This is a genomic window from Oceanospirillum beijerinckii DSM 7166, from assembly GCF_000422425.1.
GTDB classification, from domain to species: domain Bacteria; phylum Pseudomonadota; class Gammaproteobacteria; order Pseudomonadales; family Halomonadaceae; genus Oceanospirillum; species Oceanospirillum beijerinckii.
Genome location: NZ_AULT01000037.1, coordinates 47,880 through 67,041, shown reverse-complemented (window position 1 = coordinate 67,041; position 19,162 = coordinate 47,880). Strand labels below are relative to the sequence as shown.

Below are 19,162 nucleotides of genomic sequence, written 5' to 3'. Positions count from 1 at the left end.
TGAAACCAATGGAAAATCCGCTTTCTTTCACAATGACTCAAATGCGAATAATTCTTTCCCACAATGCACCTCCTTGCTAGTTGATTTAACTATAGCGGTGCACTTCCAGTTAGAACACGGGCCTCGTCTACGCTGAATTCAGCCACCAAGGAATTTCAGAGGATCGCCACATGACCCGCGCACGCCGTGAACAGATCAGCCCTGCCGATACGCCCTACTATCACTGCATTGCTCGTTGTGTGCGTCGGGCTTTTCTATGCGGTGAGGACGAGTTTTCCGGTCAGTCATTTGAGCATCGTCGTCAATGGATTATTGATCGTTTAATCCTGTTAGATCAGATGTTTGCCATTGATATCTGTGCTTATGCTTTGATGTCAAATCACTACCATCTGGTGCTGTATATCAATCAGCAGCAAGCACAAAGTTGGTCTGATGATGAAGTGATTGCCCGTTGGACTCAGCTCTTTACCGGGCCGGTGTTGATTCAGCGTTATAAACGCGGTGAATATCAAACAGATGCGGAGCTGGACAAGGTTGCAGAGATTGTCGCTCAGTGGCGGGAAAGGCTGATGGATATCAGCTGGTTTATGCGCTGTCTCAATGAGCATATCGCCCGTAAAGCCAATGAGGAAGATAACTGCAAGGGACGTTTCTGGGAGGGTCGTTTTAAAAGTCAGGCATTATTGGATGAGCAAGGTTTGCTGACCTGTATGGCTTATGTGGATCTGAACCCTGTGCGTGCTGCTACTTCAGATTGTCCAGAAAAGTCGGATTTTACCTCTATTCAGCAACGTATTCGGGAGTATTCTCCAGAAGTTGAACAGACTGAACAGTCCCCTGATAAGCCTGTATTGAAGCCTTTCTCTGCCAAACAAGCGGACAGTGATTTTGCTATTGCTTTTGATCCTGCAGATTATCTGGAGCTGGTGGATTGGACGGGGCGTTGTGCGCGGGAGGATAAACGCGGTGCTATTTCTAGTCATTTACCCCCTATTTTGTCACGTTTAAATATTGATGCGGAGCAGTGGCTTAAGGCGATGCAACCATCCGGTATCAAGCCTTGTCGGGCAATAGGGCATTTAGAAAAGCTCAAGTCATTTGCCAAACAGGTGGGGTGTCGTTGGTTAAGGGAGAGTCAACAGTTCTCTCCCTTATTCAGTAGGCCAGCTTAACCTCAGCACTGTTTATATTTTTAAGATGTATGTTGGCGTGCTTAGCCCAACTGACAACCGAATTCCTTAATGACCAATCACCGAAACCCAGTCACACGTACCCTATAAGTAAGGCCAAACTAATTAACGAAAGAACGTTGATTACGCCGCTGTATGTAGTAATCTTCTCGACTTTTATACTTCAGGAATTACAGACATGCCAAAGGCAAGTGAAATCAAGAAAAATGCTGCCGTTGAGTTCAACAACAGTGTCTACTTTGTGAAAGATATTGAGCGCTCTGTTCCACAGGGCCGTGCTGGAGGCAGTATCTATCGCATGCGCATGTATGATGTAGTAACGGGAGCTAAGCTGGACGAATCCTTTAAAGATTCCGATATGCTGACGTTGGCAGATCTGGTACGCCGTCCGTCAACACTGTCCTATATTGATGGTGACGAGTATGTCTTTATGGACAGTGAGGACTACAGCTCTTACAACATCAATAAAGAATCTATCGCAGATGAGGTTGCTTTTATCAATGAAGAGATTCAGGGAATTCAGGTTCTGCTGGTCAATAATGCACCTGTAGCGATTGAGCTGCCAATAACCGTTGAACTGGAAATTGTGGAAACAGATCCATCCATTAAAGGACAATCGGCAACGTCCCGGACCAAACCTGCCACTCTAAGTACAGGTCTGATCGTACAGGTACCTGAACATATCTCAGCAGGTGACCGCATTAAGATCAACGTTGAAGAACGTAAGTTTGCTGGTCGGGCTTAATATCCAACTTGATGAGTTGTCCTGTGGTGCAATGTAAAAAGGGATATTTACCCTATATGATGCACCACAGGTATCCCACCTTATGCGCTTAACCAAGAGGTTAAAATAACCAGTGGAGCACTCTTTTTAGTCCTCTGCCCCTTATTGGTGATCATGAGCCGCATCGTAAACGTGACAATTACAGTATAAAGTTATTGTGGTACCAGCATCAGTTTGTAAGTCATCTGAGGCGCATCAGGCTGAGCTTTGGCACACTCCATGAGCTGGTTTGCTACCCCTCCCTGCGCAAAAAAACGACGCCATTCACGAATACGCCCTTGCTGTAGCTCCAGCATCGCTTTTTCAACCTTTTCTGTATCTCCTTTCAATTCAGTCATGAATAGCTCACGTTCTTCTGTTCCCAACTGAACACACGTTTGTAGTTTCATCTTGCGGCGCTCTTTCAGCATCGTAAGTAACTTATTGGCATACTCTAACTGAGCAGGTTTAAGGCTTACTTGCTGGTTGTCATACACAATTCCTTCCAAAGGTACCGCGCCGCCCTTCATCAGCTTTCCGCCTACATCCGCTAAAGTAAGCAAGGCACCAAACGGCTGCAGAGTATATTTCAGATAAGCCAGAGCCCCTTTCTGGCTGGCACTGAAAATAAACTCACGGATAATCTCACCCGCACTGACATTTAGCTGTTCACCACTCTTATCCACGCTAATCGCCAGATCAATACGATCTTTGCTGTCTCTCAATACCGATAACGCCATCTGCAACGGCGTATTTTGATTCGAAAATTCGCCGTCCAGCTTGATATCCAGGCCATGCATTAAGAAACCGATTTCCCCTTTCAGATGCTGGCCTTGCCAGTCCAGATTAACCTTGTTATCCATAACACCTTGTTTAAAAAAGACTTGAGCATAGTGCTCACTGTAAGGGCTGATTGCGGGTAAGCTAAGTCCTTTTTGCTTACCTTTTGCGGACACCGTAATCGGCTGCGTACTGGCCGTACCACTGAACATCCACTGGCTTTGGCCATCCAGCCAGGCGTCCAGCTTCCACTGGGCCTGTTCAGCGCTGGGCCAACGTAAATTCTCCAGTTCAAACAATTCCAGTTTAAACTCTGTTTGTGTGGCTTCAGCCAGATTATGATCCTGGAATAGCACCTGGTGTTGTTTTACCTGCAACAGATCCAGAGTCAGATACACCGGAGGCTCTTCAACGGTTGCTCCCGTCTGATTACCCTGTACCACTTCGGTATCTTTCTCTGGCTTAGCGTTACTGTCTTTCTTCCCCGGTCCTTGATTGACTGGAGCAGACTGTTCCACTTTTTCCTGTTTCGGGATTTGCACTTCTGCCTTGGCATTATTCAGTAAAACTTCGGCGATATGTGCATTCATTGGATGACTGGTAGGATCGAAACTCACCTGGCGTACCGCCAGTTGCTGCAGTTGATAGTCTTGCCCTGCAGTCCTGGCCTTAAGGTTGGCCAGGTCGATGCTGGAGATATCCAATACCTGCTCGAAAAGTACATCCTTAAGCGTTAACCGCTCATTACTGACCTGATTACTATCATCTTCAAACTGAAGGCCGTCAATTTGTAGCTGATTAACAGAGGCGTTCTGCCCATCCATCCCCGCAGCAACCTTGTTAACTGATAGCTGTTTTACACTGGCGTTATTCCCCTCACTCTTCGCCGTCAAAGCATTCAGCTGCAGCTCGTTCAATGTCAGCGCTTGGGTATCAAAGTCCGCTGCTAAATCAGCCAAAGTTAATACTTGAAACTCAGCCTGGTGCGGCCCGCTGCTTGCCTGAACATTATCAATAGATAATTGAGCAAACTGCGCCCATGGTTTTGAAAGGTCAGCCACGACATTACTGATAGCCAAGGTCTTTAGCTGGATCTGATTCTCATCACTATTCGCTGCCACCTTATTAGCTGTTAACTGAGCCAGGTTAATAGAAGATGTTGAGAGGTCCGCCACAAGATCATTAAGACTCAATACAGAGATACGAGCGCTATGCTGTTGGGCAGAGGCTTCTATGCCATCTACCTGCAGACGTTTAAAGGCCGCTTTAGGTATCCCCGGCTCAGCACTGATCTCATTCAGCGCCAACCGGGCTAATCTCAATTGATTGTCAGGATCGGTAACTTGTAGTTTATCCAGTACTAACTGTTGAAGATTTGCCCCCTTGTTATAGCGCAGCTCATTGAGGTTCAAGCGTTGAAACTGAACACTTTGCTTATCCTCAGTGGAAATGTTCACCTGATCAACAACCAAATTCAAGCCACCTTGCAGCGGGGTTTTTGCTGGCGGCGCCAGCTCCCCTTGCAGGTTGTAAGCTAAATCGATCTGATCCAGTTTTACTCCGGCTACTTTGACCTGATTTGATGAGTCGCGCCATTGCAGCTGTTTGAGATCCAGGTGACCCTTAACCGTTGCCAGATCCGTACCTTTTTCATTTAAAGCCAGATCCAGCTTAGCAGACAGCTCTGTGGCAAGCGGCGCAGGCACCATCACAAACCAGGCAGGGTTCAGCTTTAACTGTTGCAGATCCAACTGCAATTTTTGCGGTGTTTGCAAAGCCAATGGCGCAATCTGAGCCTGAGCGCCAATCTGTCCCTCTGCTATATCGATAGTCAGCGCAAGATCACTGCGTTTGTCAGGTTGGCGAAGCGCTAAAGGACCAAAACTCAATTGCTTAACAGTAACCGTTGGCCAGTTTTTCTGTTCAGAGTTGATCTGAATCTGCTCAAACATCAGTTGTTGCAGAATAAAGTTAACGGGAAGCTGATCGGGATCTTCCACGCCCTTTTCTTTAGGAGCATTCTCTTCCTGGGTAGCAGGGTCACCAGCCAAAAGAGCTTGCCACTCATCCAGAGTTAAACCGGCAAAGATCTGCTTTTCACCCTGGTAGCCCAACTGAAGCTTGCCACCTCGTACCTGAACAGTGATAGGATCACCCACTAACAGCCCCCAATTGGCTTCAGCGTCCAGCTGGTCCAATTGCAACGCTGAGGCTCCCTTACCGATTTCCAGTCCTTTTAACTGTACCATCAACGGGAACCAATTGAGCTTGACCTGCTCCAGACGGGCGTTATAGGGCTCAGCAAAGTGATTGACCAGAGGTGTTAAAAACCAACGGCTGAATAGTACGGTACACAGTAATGCAAAAACCGCTATGCTGATAACAGTCCTTTTTTTCTGTTGTAAAAGCTCTTTGATCATCATACGGAGTGACTTCCTGGCTCGACGAATATAATGCAAATTAGAGTGGCTATACCAAATAGAGTAACATGTCAGTTTTTATTTTATTTACGATAATTTTCAATATCTTATTATCGCAACCAAATTGGAAAAACTTAACCTTTGGTTTGCCGTTCCTTGTTATGATGTGGCAAAGACAGCAAAAACCTGCTCATTACTAAAATATAGTAGCTATCCGTAACCAATAAAAAAACCAGGACCCTAGAATGAATAAACTGATCACAGGGAGCGTTGCTGGCCTTGCTATTGCAGGTGGCGCTGCCGCCTACATGCCGATCAAGGTCGGTAATACAGTGCAAAGCCAGTTGCAGCAGGCGGTGCAGGCAACCAACGCACAGCCCGGTAATAGTTTTCAGATTGAGATCACAGACTATCAGAAATCAGCTTACTCCAGTGAAGTGATTACTCGTATCATTTTGAAAGATCAAACAGGCGCAATCAGCCATCCCGATGACTATATCGAACTACGACATAAGATTGATCATGGCATTAGCAGCGCAACGTTTAAGTCAAATGTTGTCGTTACTGAGAATATTAAAACAATTGTCGATAAAGACTTTAACGGTATAGTGCCTGTGCGCTTTGACGGAGAGGTTTCCGTTGATACAGCCGTGGTTAATAGTTATCTTGATGCCTTTACCCTAAAGCCAGAAGGTCCTCACGGTGGTGAGATTAAGGTCAAGCCCGCAAATATGCGTCTGATTTATCAGATCGATCCACAGCAATATCAGTTACAGGGCACCTGGAACGGTGCTGATCTGAATGCCAGTAGCGACCATTTATCGTTAGGTAGCCTGAAGATAAAAGCCTCGGGGAATCCGGTCAGCGATTATATCTGGCGTTATCAAAGCCATATCAATCTGGATAGGTTTGATTTTGGTAACAACGTCATCAACCTCAATAGCCAGCAACTTCAGCTAAGTGATAATTTTGATATTGAAAAAAGCAGTGAAGGAGCTGAGAGCATCAGCTATAACAGCACTATTACTCTGAACTCACTCTCGGCCAGCCAAAATCAGCAATCGATGCTGGAGCTAAAGGCCAGTGAGATATCTTATGTTTTATCCGGCCCCACAGTAAGCGCTACAGAAGCACTGATCGAAGCCAGCCAACAGATGCAAACAGATCAAATGACTCAGCAAGATGCTCAGAAGGTTTTCCCTTTGTTTGCTGATTTTATTCAGATGTTAAATCTGGATATTCATACGCTGGACCTGTCCACCCCTGACGGCAATATCAACGGCAACTTAAACCTCAGTCTGGATGCTAACACCCAAGAATTGTTGCAAGCGTTTAGTTTTGCACCGTTGCTGACTCAGTTCGTGGTGGTCAATAGCGATCTCAATATCAGTAAATCACTGGTTGAAAAGATATCGCCTTTACAAGCTCTGGCGGCTCAGTTAAACCAGCGTGGCGCCTACCGTGAAGTAGGTGAAGATCTGGTGTTAAAAGCCCGCCTTAAAGATGGACAGCTGGTATTAAATGACGTTTCTTTTTAAAGAAGCATTAACAAAATCAGCTGGTTACAAAGACCGGCTGATTTTAATTTCACATAGATATTCTCTTGCCGTAACGAAAACTCTAGCAGTCTGAAACGCGGTAAAAATTCCCCTAAACCGCTCTGTGTATTACAATACTCAGCCTTAATTCACTAAGACCGGAGCGGACATGAAAACGCCTCATCTCGATGATCCGAAAACCCCTGAACTGGAAACCAACCAAACCAAAAACGGTTTTTTATGTCTGGTTTCTAAAATGGTGATTGAAGAGCGTTTGCCCGTTCGTTTTATGTATAAAACGGTACCCGAGCACCTGAATGATACCGGCTGGCGCATGTACTCCGGCTATGAAAGCGAAGAGTTTCTGGCCGATGAGCTTAACAGCATGATGACAGTACCTGTTGAAAGCATGTGTAAAATGGACGATACCCTGACCAAGCTGGTGGAATATAACGCTGGCACTGTTTGGGAGCGCGTACCGGGTGCAGAAAAAGACGGTTGGGAACGTGTGCACGACTATGATATCCCAGCGCCAAAAGTAGACGTTGAGATTACTAACGATCCCGATGAGTTTAATGCCAAGCATTAACCTAAAAGCGCCGAAAAATTTAGTTTACCCTAACAGGACATATTGCAATGAGTCTTGCTGATAAAGTGCTGGCAGTGAACGATGACCTGCCAATCCGTACCGACGTTCCGGTTCATAGCGGTAAAGTACGCTCTGTTTACTGGCTGACAGAAGAAGACAGCCGCCGCCTGATTCAGGAAAAAGGTTACGATGTCGCAGCTGATGCCCCTCTGGCGATTATGGTTATCAGTGACCGTATCTCAGCGTTTGAGTGCATCTGGCACGGTGAAGGCGGTATACAAGGCATTCCGGGTAAAGGCGCTGCACTGAATGCTATCTCTAATCATTGGTTTAAACTGTTCCGCGAACAGGGCCTGGCCGATAGCCATATTCTGGATATCCCACACCCCTTTGTCTGGATTGTGCAAAAAGCCAAGCCGGTAATGATCGAGGCGATCTGTCGCCAGTACATCACAGGCTCTATGTGGCGTGCTTATGATAAAGGCGAGCGCGAATTCTGTGGTATCCAACTGCCAGATAATCTGCAAAAAGATCAGAAACTGCCTGAGCTGCTGATCACTCCATCAACCAAGGGTATTATTTCCGGTGTGCCGGGTATACCTGAAGTGGATGATGTCAATATCACCCGAGATGATATCGCCAATAACTTTGAAGCCTTTCAGTTTAAGTCTGCAGACGATATCGCTCAGTACGAAAAACTGCTTAAAGAAGGCTTTAATGTCATCAGTGAAGAGCTGGCTAAACTGGATCAGGTATTTGTTGATACTAAGTTTGAGTTTGGTTACGTGACCGATGCCGCAGGCAACGAAAAACTGATCTATATGGATGAGGTGGGTACACCGGATTCTTCCCGTATCTGGGATGGCCCGAACTACCGAGAAGGCAAAGTGATCGAAAACTCTAAAGAGGGTTTCCGTCAGATGCTGCTGAATCACTTCCCTGACCCGGATATTCTACTGAATAAGAACCGTATGGAAGAGCGTTACGCTCTGGCTCGTGATAATGCCCTACCAGAAGCGGTTATGATGAAAGTCTCTGAGACCTACGTAGGTATCGCAGAAAAGATTATCGGTGGAAAACTGGTACTGTCTGACAACCCTAAAGCAGAGATCATTGACATTCTGCGTGATCAGTACGGTTTGATTGACGGCTAATACTAGTCATAGCAAGCGTGCGGATAAAAAGAGGAGCTCACTTTAGCTCCTCTTTTTGGATAGCTTCTACGCCTTTGATAAATAGCTTTTAATCTCTATTCGGCTCAACTGGATCAGCTCTGGGGGCCTCATCAGCGGGAAGCTCAGGGTTTAATAGTACTAAGAGATCGGGCTTCTCTTCGCGCTTGAGTTTATAATCTTCGCCTATCAGCTCCAGTATCTGCTCTGGGTCAAACGCCTGCTTGCCAAAAAATACTCCCATTCTTGGCTGAATAGAGAGGCTAGGATAATTGGGATAAGCAAGACGTCCCATAGCCCGCATTAACTGCTTCACTAACTCTTGCACACTCCCCTTGTTTGCCTCAGACATTAGCAGACAAACTTTTTTGCCTGAAAAGCGTGCTGCAAATTCAGGAAACTCCACTAAGCGCTTCACAATCTGACCCACATGCAATAGGACCCTATCACCAGCGGCCTGACCAAACTGTTCATTAATCTCAGGAATATTGGTGATATCCAGTAATATCAAACCATAGGGCTGCTTTGTTTCAACAGATTTATGCATAGTCGCGAGCAGATAGGGCAGGAAAAATACTTTCTGCATCAAACCTGTTCCCTGGTCTAGCATCGAGTTCATTTGAGCATCGGCCAGCATCTCCTGCATCTGATCCGCTTCAGCCATACGGTCTGTCACATCATGACCCGCAATCAATACCATTTTTTTATCTTCAACATCCACATACTGCATCTGTAGCACATAATCGCGCAAACCAGATAGTTTGGACACCAGGACGGTGTTCATGGAGATAGGCGAATCAGGCTGAGAGGCCAGGTTTTCAATTAAATTAGCCACCTCTGGCTCTAAAAATTCAGGTAAAAGATTATGTGGAGGGAGATCACAGATTTCACCCGCTGCATAGCCCAGATATGTTTCTGCAGCAGAGTTACTATAGATAAACTTAAGACTTTCAGGGTCCAACAGCAGCAACAGCTCTTTAGACTGAGCCATCACCGCACCAATCAAATGATCGGATACTGCGCTCATAGTACCCTCCTTTTATCTAACACCCATACATCCAAGGGAAAAATTTACAAGGAATACATGCTTTAACTTACCACTGCAACGTTTCCCGTACAAAAGGTATTGTCAATTTTCTTTTAGCCATCAAAGATGCATGATCCAATCTAGCCAGCATATCAAACAACTCTCTCAGAGTTCTTGGCCCACGATGTAGAATATAACGTGCAACTTCATCTGTTAATTCTAGCCCACGCTCTTTAGCTCTGAGCTTCAGCGCCTCATTTTTCTGCTCATCTGTCAGGCTTTGTAGCGATAAGGTAACCCCCCAGGCCAAACGGGAGGCTAAATCAGGTAATTTAATCCCTAGCTGCCCAGGTGCAGCATCTGCAGAGATAATCAGGTAGCGCCCTGCATCCCGCATACGGTTAAAGAAATGGAATAACGCCGTTTCCCACTTCTTGCGGCCCGCGACCAGGTGAAGGTCATCGACGCATACCAGGTCTAAATCTTCCATGCCGTCCAAAAGATCCGGCGATAGTAGCGCCAGCTCTTCCAGCGGAAGATAAACAGATCTTAAGCCGAGTTCATCGGACAAGTGACAAACTGCCTGCAACAAATGACTTTTCCCGGAATCTCCACCACCATACAGGTACTGAAAACTCTCGCCACATCCTCTTATCTGAGACTGAAGCGCCGCTATAACAGGAGCATTATCTGCTGACAGAAAATTTGCGAAGGTCGCATCGTCTCTCAGACCTATACTTAAAGAAAGCTGTGATGATTCGAAATCAGCCATATTTCAATGACTTACTCTAAAAAACCAATAAAATTCCCTATAACTTATCTGCTTTAGGCAACAAAAGAAACCCTTTTGTTCATTCATACAGTATTTTTTGGATATAAAATGTAAGCCTGCTCCGACTGTTTATGGTCGGACCGTGATTTGGGACCCAGTCAGAACCACTCGGAAGCCATAAACATTCGATATGCAAGAGCTAAAGTACAGATAGTCCAAATGACTTTTACCCAAAGAGGGAGAGGTTGCTGCTCACCTTGCTGCATAATACACTCCTTTGATTTATTTCAGTTGGCAATAATAATTGCTTAAAGAAATAATTGAGGGATTATTTAATTGATCATAATTCTAAACGAGTTATCCGGCTGCGCATACTAGGTATAACCCTGAGTTTTTCGTTAAATCACCAGGAAAATTAAAAAGTAAGTGTCAATTTACAAATTTTTAGCATGTAACTTAAATGTTCTTTTGATTTATATGTATTCTTAACAAGCAGCCTCTAACAAGAAGGCTTATTCATTGACAAAGAAAATTTATCGACATTGTTCGATCAATGACAGAGGAATAAAGTGACCTGCTGACGCGACGTTTTTTGTGCGTCTATTATTCAACTAAAACAGAAATATACATATAGAGTGAAATAAAAGTAATTCAGTGTATCTCTCATTAGAACAGAGATTATCCATAGCAAAGGGAAGGCTCATGTTTTACTGCGAAAGCGTTTATGCCGCTTGTTGCTGATGACTCAATAGCATTAGGTATGGCACTTTGCTCCAGGCAAAGAGTTAAGTTTTTTTGGCATCAGCACTTCACCTGCCCTTAAACTGCAAGACAGCATAGATATTCATCAATAAGTAAACGATTTAAGGCAGCATAAGGCCAAAGTGCGAGAAAGGAGGGGCGAAGAATCAATAAGGCTCGAAGTCTCAGTTAAATCTGATAGTTCGAGCACAGCAAAAGGAAAAACAGTAGTTAGTAAATCAAACCGGAGTACCAGAAAATCTTGCCCAGAATTTTTACATGTTCAATAATTTTTACATGTTCAATAAAGTAAGAGGCGTCATAATCTTCATCTGGATAATCGTCCCGATTCAGGCTGCGAATTCTCAGGCCTCCGCCTGGCAAGCGATGCAGAATTTTCACCTTAAGCATCCCTTCCTGATCCAGTGCGTAGATAGAGCTATCTTTTATCTTGGTCTCACCGAGATTAACCCCTACTACGACACCATCATTCAACATAGAGGCCATTGAATCACCTGTTACAGTCATGCAAGCAGCTTGCTGAGGCTGAACCCCCCCACTCGGCGCAAAGTACTTTTGGCAAACCTTAATTTTGGTCCATGGCTTTCAACTACCTGGGTAGATCCATTACCTGCAGACAACTCAACCTCCGTGAAAAAGGGCAGCTCTACTTCATCATCCAAGGGAGTGCCACTATCCCAAGGTTTAATAAAACCTGCCAGCTCGGTCTGGTTGTTCGATTGTTTGTGAGGGCTGTCAGTGCCAAACTCCAACCACTCAGGGTGCAATCCTAATAAAAGATCACTTTTATATACGTAGCTTACTGGTTTAGTGCGAAATTATTATTAAGGAATGTCTTCGAACTAATCACACGGACCACTAGACGAAATCCTGGCCTGGTCCCAGTAATCTATTTTCATCACTTTTCTTCAGGCAATAAAAAACCCCGCTAGCGAACTAGCGGGGTTTTAAATAATGGCGGAGGGACAGGGATTTGAACCCTGGAAGGGCTATTAACCCTTGCCGGTTTTCAAGACCGGTGCTTTCAGCCGCTCAGCCATCCCTCCAACGGGGGCGTATATTACCAGCCTGTTTTTTTTCGTCAACCATAATTTATTGTTTTTTCTCCTGATATGATTTCTTTGACTTTGGAACTGATTCAGTGACAATAGGTCTACAGAGTTGTGTTTTCTGTCTGGAGAGAAAGAAATGGCTTTCGAACAATACGATATGGCCGCGCAACAGCAGACTCAAGCTGTTCCGGTTAACAAAGTTGTGCGTAATACCTTTATGCTGCTAAGCCTGACCTTGGCTTTCAGTGCTTGTACCGCTGTATTGTCCATGATGATGGGCCTTGAGCGGATGAATATTTTTGTGTTCTTTATCGGTGCCTTTGGCCTGATGTTCCTGGTAAATAAGTTCCAGAACAGCGCGCTGGGTTTGGTACTGGCTTTTGCCTTCACTGGTTTTATGGGGCTATCTATTGGCCCTGTGGTGTCTGCTTATATGAGTTTGCCGGGTGGCGGTCAAACCGTTGCTAATGCTCTGGGTAGTACTGCGGTGATCTTCCTGGCGCTGTCTGGCTATGCGCTGGCATCGAAAAAAGATTTCAGCTTCCTGAGCGGCTTCCTGTTTGCAGGCGGTATCGTGCTGATGGGGGCTGTGGTTGTTGGCCTGTTTACTGAAATCCCTGGCCTGCAGCTGGCAATTTCTGCCGGTTTTGCGCTGTTTGCCTGTGCGGCGATTCTGTATGAGACCAGCGCTATCGTAAATGGTGGTCAGCAGAACTATATCGCGGCAACCGTGAGCTTGTATTTGTCCTTATATAACCTCTTCCTAAGCTTGCTTCAGCTATTTGGGGTACTGGGCGACGACTGATACAGTCGATTTAGATATACTAAGCGCCCTGCCCTAACCCGGCGGGGCGTTTTTATTTACGGATGTAATACGGTTGTAATAATGGCGGTAAAAGAACCAGGGCGGGATAAGACGACACTATGAAATACAGCATTGCAGTTTACGGTGGCCCTTACAGCCATCAGGCAACCCATACGGCGTTTCACTTTGCCCAGGCGGTTCTGGACAAGGGCCATGAGATCCAACGGGTGTTTTTCTACCACGACGGCATCTATAACGGCTCGGCTCTGGTAGCACCGCCGCAGGATGAAGCCAATCTGCCGCAACAATGGCAGCAACTGGCAGAAAAGAACGGCGTTGAACTGGTTGTCTGCATCGCTGCAGCAGTACGTCGTGGCCTGCTGGATGAGAATGAGGCTAAGCGCTACAGCAAGCCAGGTTCCAACCTGGAGCAGGGTTATCAGCTGTCTGGTTTAGGTCAGTTGGTGGATGCCGGATTGGAATGTGATCGTTTAGTCAGCTTTGGGCCATAAAAATGTCAGATATTTTAATTATTTTTCGTAAGCCCCCTGTGGGCACTTCATGGGCCCGTGAAGCACTGGATCTGGCATTAGTAGGTGCGGCTTTTGGTCAAAAGGTGAGTTTGTTGTTTATGGGTGATGGTGTATTCCAGCTGGCCCAGAATCAACAACCGGATGCCGTTGGCCAGAAAGGCACTCAAGCTATGATGCAGGCGCTGTCGATGTACGATATTGATGATATCTACGTGCATAATGACAGCCTGGATACTCGTGGTATGGCAGCGGATCAATTGAATATAGACTGTCAGCCGATCACGTCCAAAGCGTTACCGGGCCTTCTGCAGCAACATAAACAGGTTTTTAATTTTTAATATGATTTTACATACCGTTAATAAGTCTGTTTTTAACTGCAATACACTCAATGAGTGCCTGCTGACCACCGCTCGTAATGATGGCGTGCTCTTGCTTGAAGACGGTGTCTATGGTGCGCTAGAAACAGCCCATCCCACGGAGATTCATGAAGTTTCCTGGTATGTGTTAAAGGAAGATCTGCTGGCCAGAGGGTTGTCTGAAGGTCAGTGCCGTGAGGGTATTACCGTCGTCGACTACGCCGGTTTTGTTGAGCTGACCGAACAATATAAGTCAGTGTGCAGCTGGTTCTAAGGCGGACGACAGGCTTTAAGATGGAAAACGCCATGGCAGATCATAAACAAGACACTGAAAGCGTAACGAATAATCAGGCTTCTGATACAGCGCTTGAGAAAAAGCAGAAGAGTCAGGAGCATAGCCAAGAGATACCTGCGACCGACAGTGAGGGTTACCTGGAAAACCTGAGCGATTGGAATGAAAACGTCGCTGAGCAGATCGCCCAAAGTGAAGGCATGCAGCTAACGGAAGCCCATTGGCAGATTATCCATCTGTTAAGACGCTTTTATGAGGAGTTCGAACTGTCACCGGCTATGCGGCCTCTGGTGAAGTATATCGGCCTCCATCTGGGTAAAGAGCAAGCCCGTAGCATCTACCTGATGCAGCTGTTTGGTGACAGTCCGGCCAAGATGGCCAGCAAGATCGCCGGCTTGCCCAAGCCCACCAACTGCTTGTAACGGAATCGTCATAACGCCCAAAGTATAGTGTTTAGCACTATCGCTCTGGGTAAAAAAACAATACCCTAACAATAACAAGCAGTTAAAGAGCTCATGGAGAGCTCAATAAAATTATAATTTAGACCAAATACAGCTAACAAAGGATTCTTAGAATGCCTGAAACACGTCTGACCAATGTTAATGTGGTGTCGCAGGATATCCTGATTACACCTGAACAACTGAAAAAAGAGATCCCGTTAACCGAACTGGCGCGTGAGTCCGTTATTGAAGGTCGTGAAACGATCAAGAATATTCTGGACCGTAAAGATAACCGCCTGTTTGTGGTAGTGGGCCCTTGCTCTATTCATGATGTTGAAGCGGCGAAAGATTATGCCCAACGTCTGAAAGCCCTGTCGGAAAAGGTCAGCGACACCCTATATATCGTTATGCGTGTTTATTTTGAGAAACCACGTACGACAGTCGGCTGGAAAGGGCTGATTAACGATCCACACCTGGACGATACCTTTGAGTTGGAAGAAGGCCTTCATATCGGCCGCCAACTGCTGGTTGATCTGGCGGAAATGGGCCTGCCATTGGCAACTGAAGCACTGGATCCTATCTCGCCTCAGTATCTGCAGGATACTATTGCCTGGTCTGCTATTGGCGCGCGTACTACAGAATCTCAGACTCACCGTGAGATGACCAGTGGTCTGTCTATGCCAATTGGATTTAAGAACGGTACCGACGGTGGTCTGGCTGTCGCGACTAACGCACTGGAGTCTGCTTCTCATCCGCACAGCTTCCTGGGTATCAATCAGGCGGGTCAGGTATCCGTTATTCGCACCAAGGGCAACACCTACGGTCACGTAGTACTGCGTGGTGGTAATGGCAAGCCTAACTATGATTCCGTGAGCGTTGCGCTGTGTGAGAAAGATCTGGAAAAAGCGAATCTGCCGAAGAATATTATGATCGACTGCAGCCACGCAAACTCCAATAAAGATCCTGCGTTGCAACCCCTGGTGATGGAAAACGTAACGAACCAGATTATCGACGGTAACAAGTCGATTGTGAGTCTGATGATTGAAAGTAACATCGGCTGGGGTAATCAGAGCATTTCGGCTAATAAAGATGACATGCAATATGGTGTGTCTATTACGGATGCCTGTATCGATTGGAATACCACCGAGAAGACTTTACTGGATATGGCTGACAAGCTGCGTGATGTGCTACCAGCACGTAATAGCTAAGCGATTATAGCCATAATCAGGCTGGTACAAAAATCCCCGTTCAGTTGCAAAATTAAACGGGGATTTTTTTATGCTTTAAGGAGTCAATTTCAAGACAAAATATCAGATGCTAACCTTAAGCTCTCTTATTTATTCTGCTGATTCCAGGCGATACACTCTTCCAGTGTTACACCTTTTCCACCGAAGATATCCAGTGCACTGCCAATGGTTAGGTCAACCTTGCCATTGGATAGTTGATGTACTTGTTTCAGATCATCCAGAGAGCGAGCACCACCGGCATAGGTCACAGGAATCGTACAGGCTTCGCCCAGTAGTTTAACCAGGTCCTGATCAATACCACCCTGCAAGCCTTCGACATCCGCTGCATGAATCAGAAACTCGGAACAGTGTTGCGCTAACTCAGCCAATGTTTCTTTATTAACGGCCAGCTCGGTTACAGTTTGCCAGCGATTAGTGGCGATATTCCAGCCCTGCTCGGTACGGCGACAGCTCAAATCCAGAATCAGGCGCTCTGTTCCGGTTTCCTGCTTGATCTTTTCCAGGCGCTGCCAGCTAAACTGGCCACCTTCAAACAGGTAGGAGGTGACAATTACATGGGAGGCACCCGCTTGCAGGAACTCAGCAGCGTTCTCATCATTCACACTGCCACCAAACTGCAGGCCACCCTGCCAGGTCGATAACGCTTTTAACGCTTCTTCTTTGTTGCCAGGGCCTAAAGCGATCACATGACCACCGGTCAGATTGTGTTTTTTGTACAGCTCGGCGTAATAAGCTGCATCGTAGGGACTGACATAGTTGGTCTTCGCACCTTCGTCATTCAGGCTACCACCAACAATCTGTTTTACCTGCCCCTGGTGCAGGTCAATACATGGGCGAAACTGGGTCAAAACTAAGCTCCGTACAATAACAGCGATGTTTGTTTAACCGAAACTGAGTTATCTCGGTTTTTATAGGGAGTCATATTGTAGCAGAACTCGGACAGTATCACCTTTTTGACCTTCATCGCTCTTAAGCACAACGACACGTTGCCTACCGCTTTACCCTCTACCGCTTTACCCGTCACAACTTTGCCCTCTACTACAAAACGCTCTTATGCTCACTGAGTCCTATAGAAAAACACCCCATAACTGAAGGCTACAGGGTGTTTTTTCATCCAATCAAATCACAAGGCGATCTCAAGAAATGTGTTGATTAGAGCAGCTCCTGAGCAACCTTCCTGGAAGAATCTAAACGATCTGCCAATAGCATAACTACAAAACGGTGTACCCGGATTGCCATCAACTGACTATTGGCTTCCATATCCAGCAGAGAGCGTTCAGTTAGCTTCATCAGCTGGGTATCTTCCATGGCAATTGCCGAAGTCGTACGGGTGGAGCTTGTATAAACCCCCATCTCGCCAATAATGGTACCTGGCATCATGGTTTTGACCCGCTTATGAGCACCTTCACCCAGCTCCTGTTGAATCTCTACCTTACCTTTGGTAATCAAATACATGGAGTTGGCATTGTCACCCTGCTTGATAAAGTACTCACCCGCTTTTACGGTCACGGGCTCAAAATAACGTATCAGATGCACCACTTCATAAGGCATCAGATCCAAACGCTCACGTAGAATCGATTCCAATGGATATTCACCGGATTCATTGGAAGGCAGGCGGTTCAACAATTCACCTTCGCACCATTCCACCGCGCGATCCCAATCGATAAATTGACCCGCATTTTTCATCAGCACCTTGGTATTCAGTCTGACTTGATCGTCACTGTCATCCAGAATACTCATTCCAGAGCCAACTAATACTTCCTTCAAATCCAGCGGTACAGCGGTCAGTAATAATAAGACTTTGTTCTGTTGACAAGCCGTATGCAGGCGCATCAAAGCACTGGCGGTAGAGGAGTCGCAATCGGAAACCTTGTCAAAATCCAGGATCAAAAATACGCATGGAGGTTGCAAACTGCTTTCTAACTCTTCCAACAAACCATAAGCGCCGCCAAACAATAGGGAGCCTTTCAATCTCACTACACGAACACGATCGCCGTATTTTTCCAGAGCTTTTTGATGACGCAGCGGGCGTTCCACCTGGCTGTGTAAAGTACGAATATCTGTATTCAGATAAATAGCACGTAGCTTGCTGTGTTGACGCACGAACATCAGGATAGTGATCAAGGTGCCCGGCAGTACCGCCGTCAGGAAGCCATTGATCAGGATAACCGCAAAGATTACAGCGATGATCTGATAATCCAGCTGATTAAAACGCTTACGGGATTCAACCAGCCACTCATCCATAAACACCATGCCTTGGTAGACCAAGACAGCACCTACAGCAGGCAGAGGCAGATAACTCCAAAAACTGCCGCCTGCTAAACAGATCAGCAACAGAATCACCGCCGCGATAATAATAGGGGCTTTGCCTTCTCCACCCAGTTTCTTATTAATAGCCGTTTGACTTAAGGATAAAGAGGCAACCGTACCGCCCAGCATCCCGGTCAATAAGTTTGCGCCTGCGGAAGCTTTAAGCTCATGGTCCAGAGAGATGTCTTCACCTGAAGACTCCAGTGCACTGCCTTGCAGCAGCATTGCAAAAACACTGACCAGCGCTACCGTCAGCATTCCACTCCAGGGCAAGTTAATAAAGCTATCCACACTATATCCAGTGTAGTCGGGTAGCCACTTCATATCAAAGAAGCCCTGGGAGCGGCCGCTCATAAACCAGTCACCAGACCACTCCGGCATACCTGCACCCAGCAAGTTAAAGAAAAAGACCAGAATCAAAAAACCGGTTGGTAGGATCAGAGCCCCTCCAAGTTTTTTCTGTGCCAGGAATAATAGTGCACCGAAGCCAAACACGAGCCATAACGACGGACTGGTCATTGCTTTGACCGATAACAACTGAGGCTCAACCAGCTTTAAACCACCACTGAAAAACAGCCAGCCAACCCCGGCAAGAAAGCCCGTTAGCACTGGTAAGGGCAGATAACGAATTGCCCGACCTAACCGTGCCTGCCCTATCGCCATCATAATTGATGCCGCAAGCAGAGAGCCGAACACCATCAATAAGCGAATATCATCCTGTGCGACAGACTGCTCGGCAATCAAAGCAGCGGTCATTGCCACTGCGCTCGGTAGAGGAATCGCCGCTATACCGCTTTTGGAGCTGAACCAACCGATGACCAGAGTCGCAATAATCGCGGTCAGTAACATAACTGTTATGCCGGACTGGAAAGCGGAGAAGCTGCCTGTACCAAATATCATGGAAGCAAAGGCAAGTGACAGGACTGTACTGATAAGACCTAACATCACACCCGATGCCAGGTTTCGAAGGGCACTAGTTATCATGGATTCCCTAACTTTATCGATCCAAAAGGTAAAACTGCATTGAGTGTTTCAGGGCATAGCCACAAATGCAAGACTGCAAAGCATAAGCGGTGCAAAATTATAGCCTTACGGCCACCATAAAGGTACTGGC

The 19,162-nt window shown here is 46.3% G+C and carries 17 protein-coding genes and 1 tRNA gene; 11 read left to right on the top strand and 7 right to left on the bottom strand.

Going from position 1 to position 19,162, the window contains the following annotated elements:
• The first annotated feature begins 170 nt into the window (after positions 1-170).
• A complete protein-coding gene (locus H579_RS0112420) occupies positions 171-1,172 on the top strand; it encodes a hypothetical protein (RefSeq protein WP_028300951.1) in 1,002 nt (333 codons plus the stop codon).
• A 196-nt stretch (positions 1,173-1,368) separates the two neighbouring features.
• Entirely contained in the window at positions 1,369-1,935 is a 567-nt protein-coding gene (efpL, locus tag H579_RS0112415; RefSeq protein ID WP_028300950.1) for an elongation factor P-like protein EfpL, read from the top strand.
• Between the two features lie 191 nt (positions 1,936-2,126).
• Here efpL and H579_RS0112410 read toward each other — a convergent pair whose 3' ends face one another.
• Positions 2,127-5,156 (bottom strand): DUF748 domain-containing protein, encoded by a 3,030-nt coding sequence (locus tag H579_RS0112410; RefSeq protein ID WP_028300949.1) that lies wholly within the window; start codon positions 5,154-5,156, stop codon positions 2,127-2,129.
• Between the two features lie 242 nt (positions 5,157-5,398).
• Between H579_RS0112410 and H579_RS0112405 the strand changes: the two genes are divergently transcribed.
• The 3 genes from H579_RS0112405 to H579_RS0112395 all read left to right on the top strand — a co-directional run bounded on the left by H579_RS0112405 (position 5,399) and on the right by H579_RS0112395 (position 8,434).
• Complete coding sequence (locus tag H579_RS0112405) at positions 5,399-6,691, top strand: DUF945 family protein (RefSeq protein WP_028300948.1); 1,293 nt, start codon at positions 5,399-5,401, stop codon at positions 6,689-6,691.
• A 169-nt stretch (positions 6,692-6,860) separates the two neighbouring features.
• Positions 6,861-7,280 carry an immunity protein Imm33 domain-containing protein gene (locus H579_RS0112400; protein WP_028300947.1) on the top strand — a complete coding sequence of 140 codons (420 nt, stop codon included), beginning with the start codon at positions 6,861-6,863 and terminating at the stop codon, positions 7,278-7,280.
• Positions 7,281-7,327: 47 nt separating this feature from the next.
• Positions 7,328-8,434, top strand: a complete 1,107-nt coding sequence (locus H579_RS0112395) for a phosphoribosylaminoimidazolesuccinocarboxamide synthase (protein WP_028300946.1) — start codon at positions 7,328-7,330, stop codon at positions 8,432-8,434.
• Between the two features lie 88 nt (positions 8,435-8,522).
• Here H579_RS0112395 and H579_RS0112390 read toward each other — a convergent pair whose 3' ends face one another.
• The 4 genes from H579_RS0112390 to H579_RS0112370 form a co-directional block, all read right to left on the bottom strand.
• Entirely contained in the window at positions 8,523-9,479 is a 957-nt protein-coding gene (locus H579_RS0112390; RefSeq protein ID WP_028300945.1) for a sensor domain-containing diguanylate cyclase, read from the bottom strand.
• Positions 9,480-9,546: 67 nt separating this feature from the next.
• Positions 9,547-10,251, bottom strand: coding sequence for a DnaA regulatory inactivator Hda (hda, locus tag H579_RS0112385; protein ID WP_028300944.1), 705 nt, complete (start codon positions 10,249-10,251; stop codon positions 9,547-9,549).
• A 972-nt stretch (positions 10,252-11,223) separates the two neighbouring features.
• Positions 11,224-11,583 carry a S24 family peptidase gene (locus H579_RS27910; protein WP_281167051.1) on the bottom strand — a complete coding sequence of 120 codons (360 nt, stop codon included), beginning with the start codon at positions 11,581-11,583 and terminating at the stop codon, positions 11,224-11,226.
• A 385-nt stretch (positions 11,584-11,968) separates the two neighbouring features.
• A tRNA-Ser gene (locus tag H579_RS0112370) sits at positions 11,969-12,059 on the bottom strand.
• A gap of 142 nt (positions 12,060-12,201) precedes the next feature.
• On the opposite strand from H579_RS0112370, the gene H579_RS0112365 reads away from it, so the two are divergent.
• The 6 genes from H579_RS0112365 (at position 12,202) to H579_RS0112340 (ending at position 15,699) form a co-directional block, all read left to right on the top strand.
• Positions 12,202-12,870, top strand: coding sequence for a Bax inhibitor-1/YccA family protein (locus tag H579_RS0112365; protein ID WP_028300943.1), 669 nt, complete (start codon positions 12,202-12,204; stop codon positions 12,868-12,870).
• Between the two features lie 119 nt (positions 12,871-12,989).
• On the top strand, positions 12,990-13,382 hold the full coding sequence (gene tusD, locus H579_RS0112360; RefSeq protein WP_028300942.1) for a sulfurtransferase complex subunit TusD: 393 nt from the start codon (positions 12,990-12,992) through the stop codon (positions 13,380-13,382).
• 2 nt (positions 13,383-13,384) lie between these two features.
• The gene (gene tusC / locus H579_RS0112355) at positions 13,385-13,741 is read left to right on the top strand and encodes a sulfurtransferase complex subunit TusC (protein WP_028300941.1); all 357 of its coding nucleotides are present in this window, start codon (positions 13,385-13,387) and stop codon (positions 13,739-13,741) included.
• A 1-nt stretch (position 13,742) separates the two neighbouring features.
• Positions 13,743-14,033, top strand: a complete 291-nt coding sequence (gene tusB, locus H579_RS0112350; protein WP_051227576.1) for a sulfurtransferase complex subunit TusB — start codon at positions 13,743-13,745, stop codon at positions 14,031-14,033.
• Positions 14,034-14,065: 32 nt separating this feature from the next.
• Positions 14,066-14,473: a TusE/DsrC/DsvC family sulfur relay protein gene (locus H579_RS0112345; RefSeq protein ID WP_084624097.1), complete on the top strand. Its 408-nt coding sequence runs from the start codon at positions 14,066-14,068 to the stop codon at positions 14,471-14,473.
• Between the two features lie 152 nt (positions 14,474-14,625).
• The gene (locus tag H579_RS0112340; protein ID WP_028300938.1) at positions 14,626-15,699 is read left to right on the top strand and encodes a 3-deoxy-7-phosphoheptulonate synthase; all 1,074 of its coding nucleotides are present in this window, start codon (positions 14,626-14,628) and stop codon (positions 15,697-15,699) included.
• A gap of 125 nt (positions 15,700-15,824) precedes the next feature.
• Here H579_RS0112340 and hisA read toward each other — a convergent pair whose 3' ends face one another.
• Together hisA and H579_RS0112330 are read right to left on the bottom strand one after the other, a co-directional pair.
• A complete protein-coding gene (gene hisA / locus H579_RS0112335; protein ID WP_028300937.1) occupies positions 15,825-16,586 on the bottom strand; it encodes a phosphoribosylformimino-5-aminoimidazole carboxamide ribotide isomerase in 762 nt (253 codons plus the stop codon).
• A gap of 304 nt (positions 16,587-16,890) precedes the next feature.
• Positions 16,891-19,032 (bottom strand): SLC26A/SulP transporter family protein, encoded by a 2,142-nt coding sequence (locus H579_RS0112330; protein WP_084624095.1) that lies wholly within the window; start codon positions 19,030-19,032, stop codon positions 16,891-16,893.
• Positions 19,033-19,162: the final 130 nt, after the last annotated feature.

Bases quoted from the DNA above. Each gene is read 5' to 3' on its own strand.
- H579_RS0112420 (WP_028300951.1), top strand. From the start codon at position 171: ATGACCCGCGCACGCCGTGAACAGATCAGCCCTGCCGATACGCCCTAC.
- efpL (WP_028300950.1), top strand. From the start codon at position 1,369: ATGCCAAAGGCAAGTGAAATCAAGAAAAATGCTGCCGTTGAGTTCAAC.
- H579_RS0112410 (WP_028300949.1), bottom strand. From the start codon at position 5,156: ATGATGATCAAAGAGCTTTTACAACAGAAAAAAAGGACTGTTATCAGC.
- H579_RS0112405 (WP_028300948.1), top strand. From the start codon at position 5,399: ATGAATAAACTGATCACAGGGAGCGTTGCTGGCCTTGCTATTGCAGGT.
- H579_RS0112400 (WP_028300947.1), top strand. From the start codon at position 6,861: ATGAAAACGCCTCATCTCGATGATCCGAAAACCCCTGAACTGGAAACC.
- H579_RS0112395 (WP_028300946.1), top strand. From the start codon at position 7,328: ATGAGTCTTGCTGATAAAGTGCTGGCAGTGAACGATGACCTGCCAATC.
- H579_RS0112390 (WP_028300945.1), bottom strand. From the start codon at position 9,479: ATGAGCGCAGTATCCGATCATTTGATTGGTGCGGTGATGGCTCAGTCT.
- hda (WP_028300944.1), bottom strand. From the start codon at position 10,251: ATGGCTGATTTCGAATCATCACAGCTTTCTTTAAGTATAGGTCTGAGA.
- H579_RS0112365 (WP_028300943.1), top strand. From the start codon at position 12,202: ATGGCTTTCGAACAATACGATATGGCCGCGCAACAGCAGACTCAAGCT.
- tusD (WP_028300942.1), top strand. From the start codon at position 12,990: ATGAAATACAGCATTGCAGTTTACGGTGGCCCTTACAGCCATCAGGCA.
- tusC (WP_028300941.1), top strand. From the start codon at position 13,385: ATGTCAGATATTTTAATTATTTTTCGTAAGCCCCCTGTGGGCACTTCA.
- tusB (WP_051227576.1), top strand. From the start codon at position 13,743: ATGATTTTACATACCGTTAATAAGTCTGTTTTTAACTGCAATACACTC.
- H579_RS0112345 (WP_084624097.1), top strand. From the start codon at position 14,066: ATGGCAGATCATAAACAAGACACTGAAAGCGTAACGAATAATCAGGCT.
- H579_RS0112340 (WP_028300938.1), top strand. From the start codon at position 14,626: ATGCCTGAAACACGTCTGACCAATGTTAATGTGGTGTCGCAGGATATC.
- H579_RS0112330 (WP_084624095.1), bottom strand. From the start codon at position 19,032: ATGATAACTAGTGCCCTTCGAAACCTGGCATCGGGTGTGATGTTAGGT.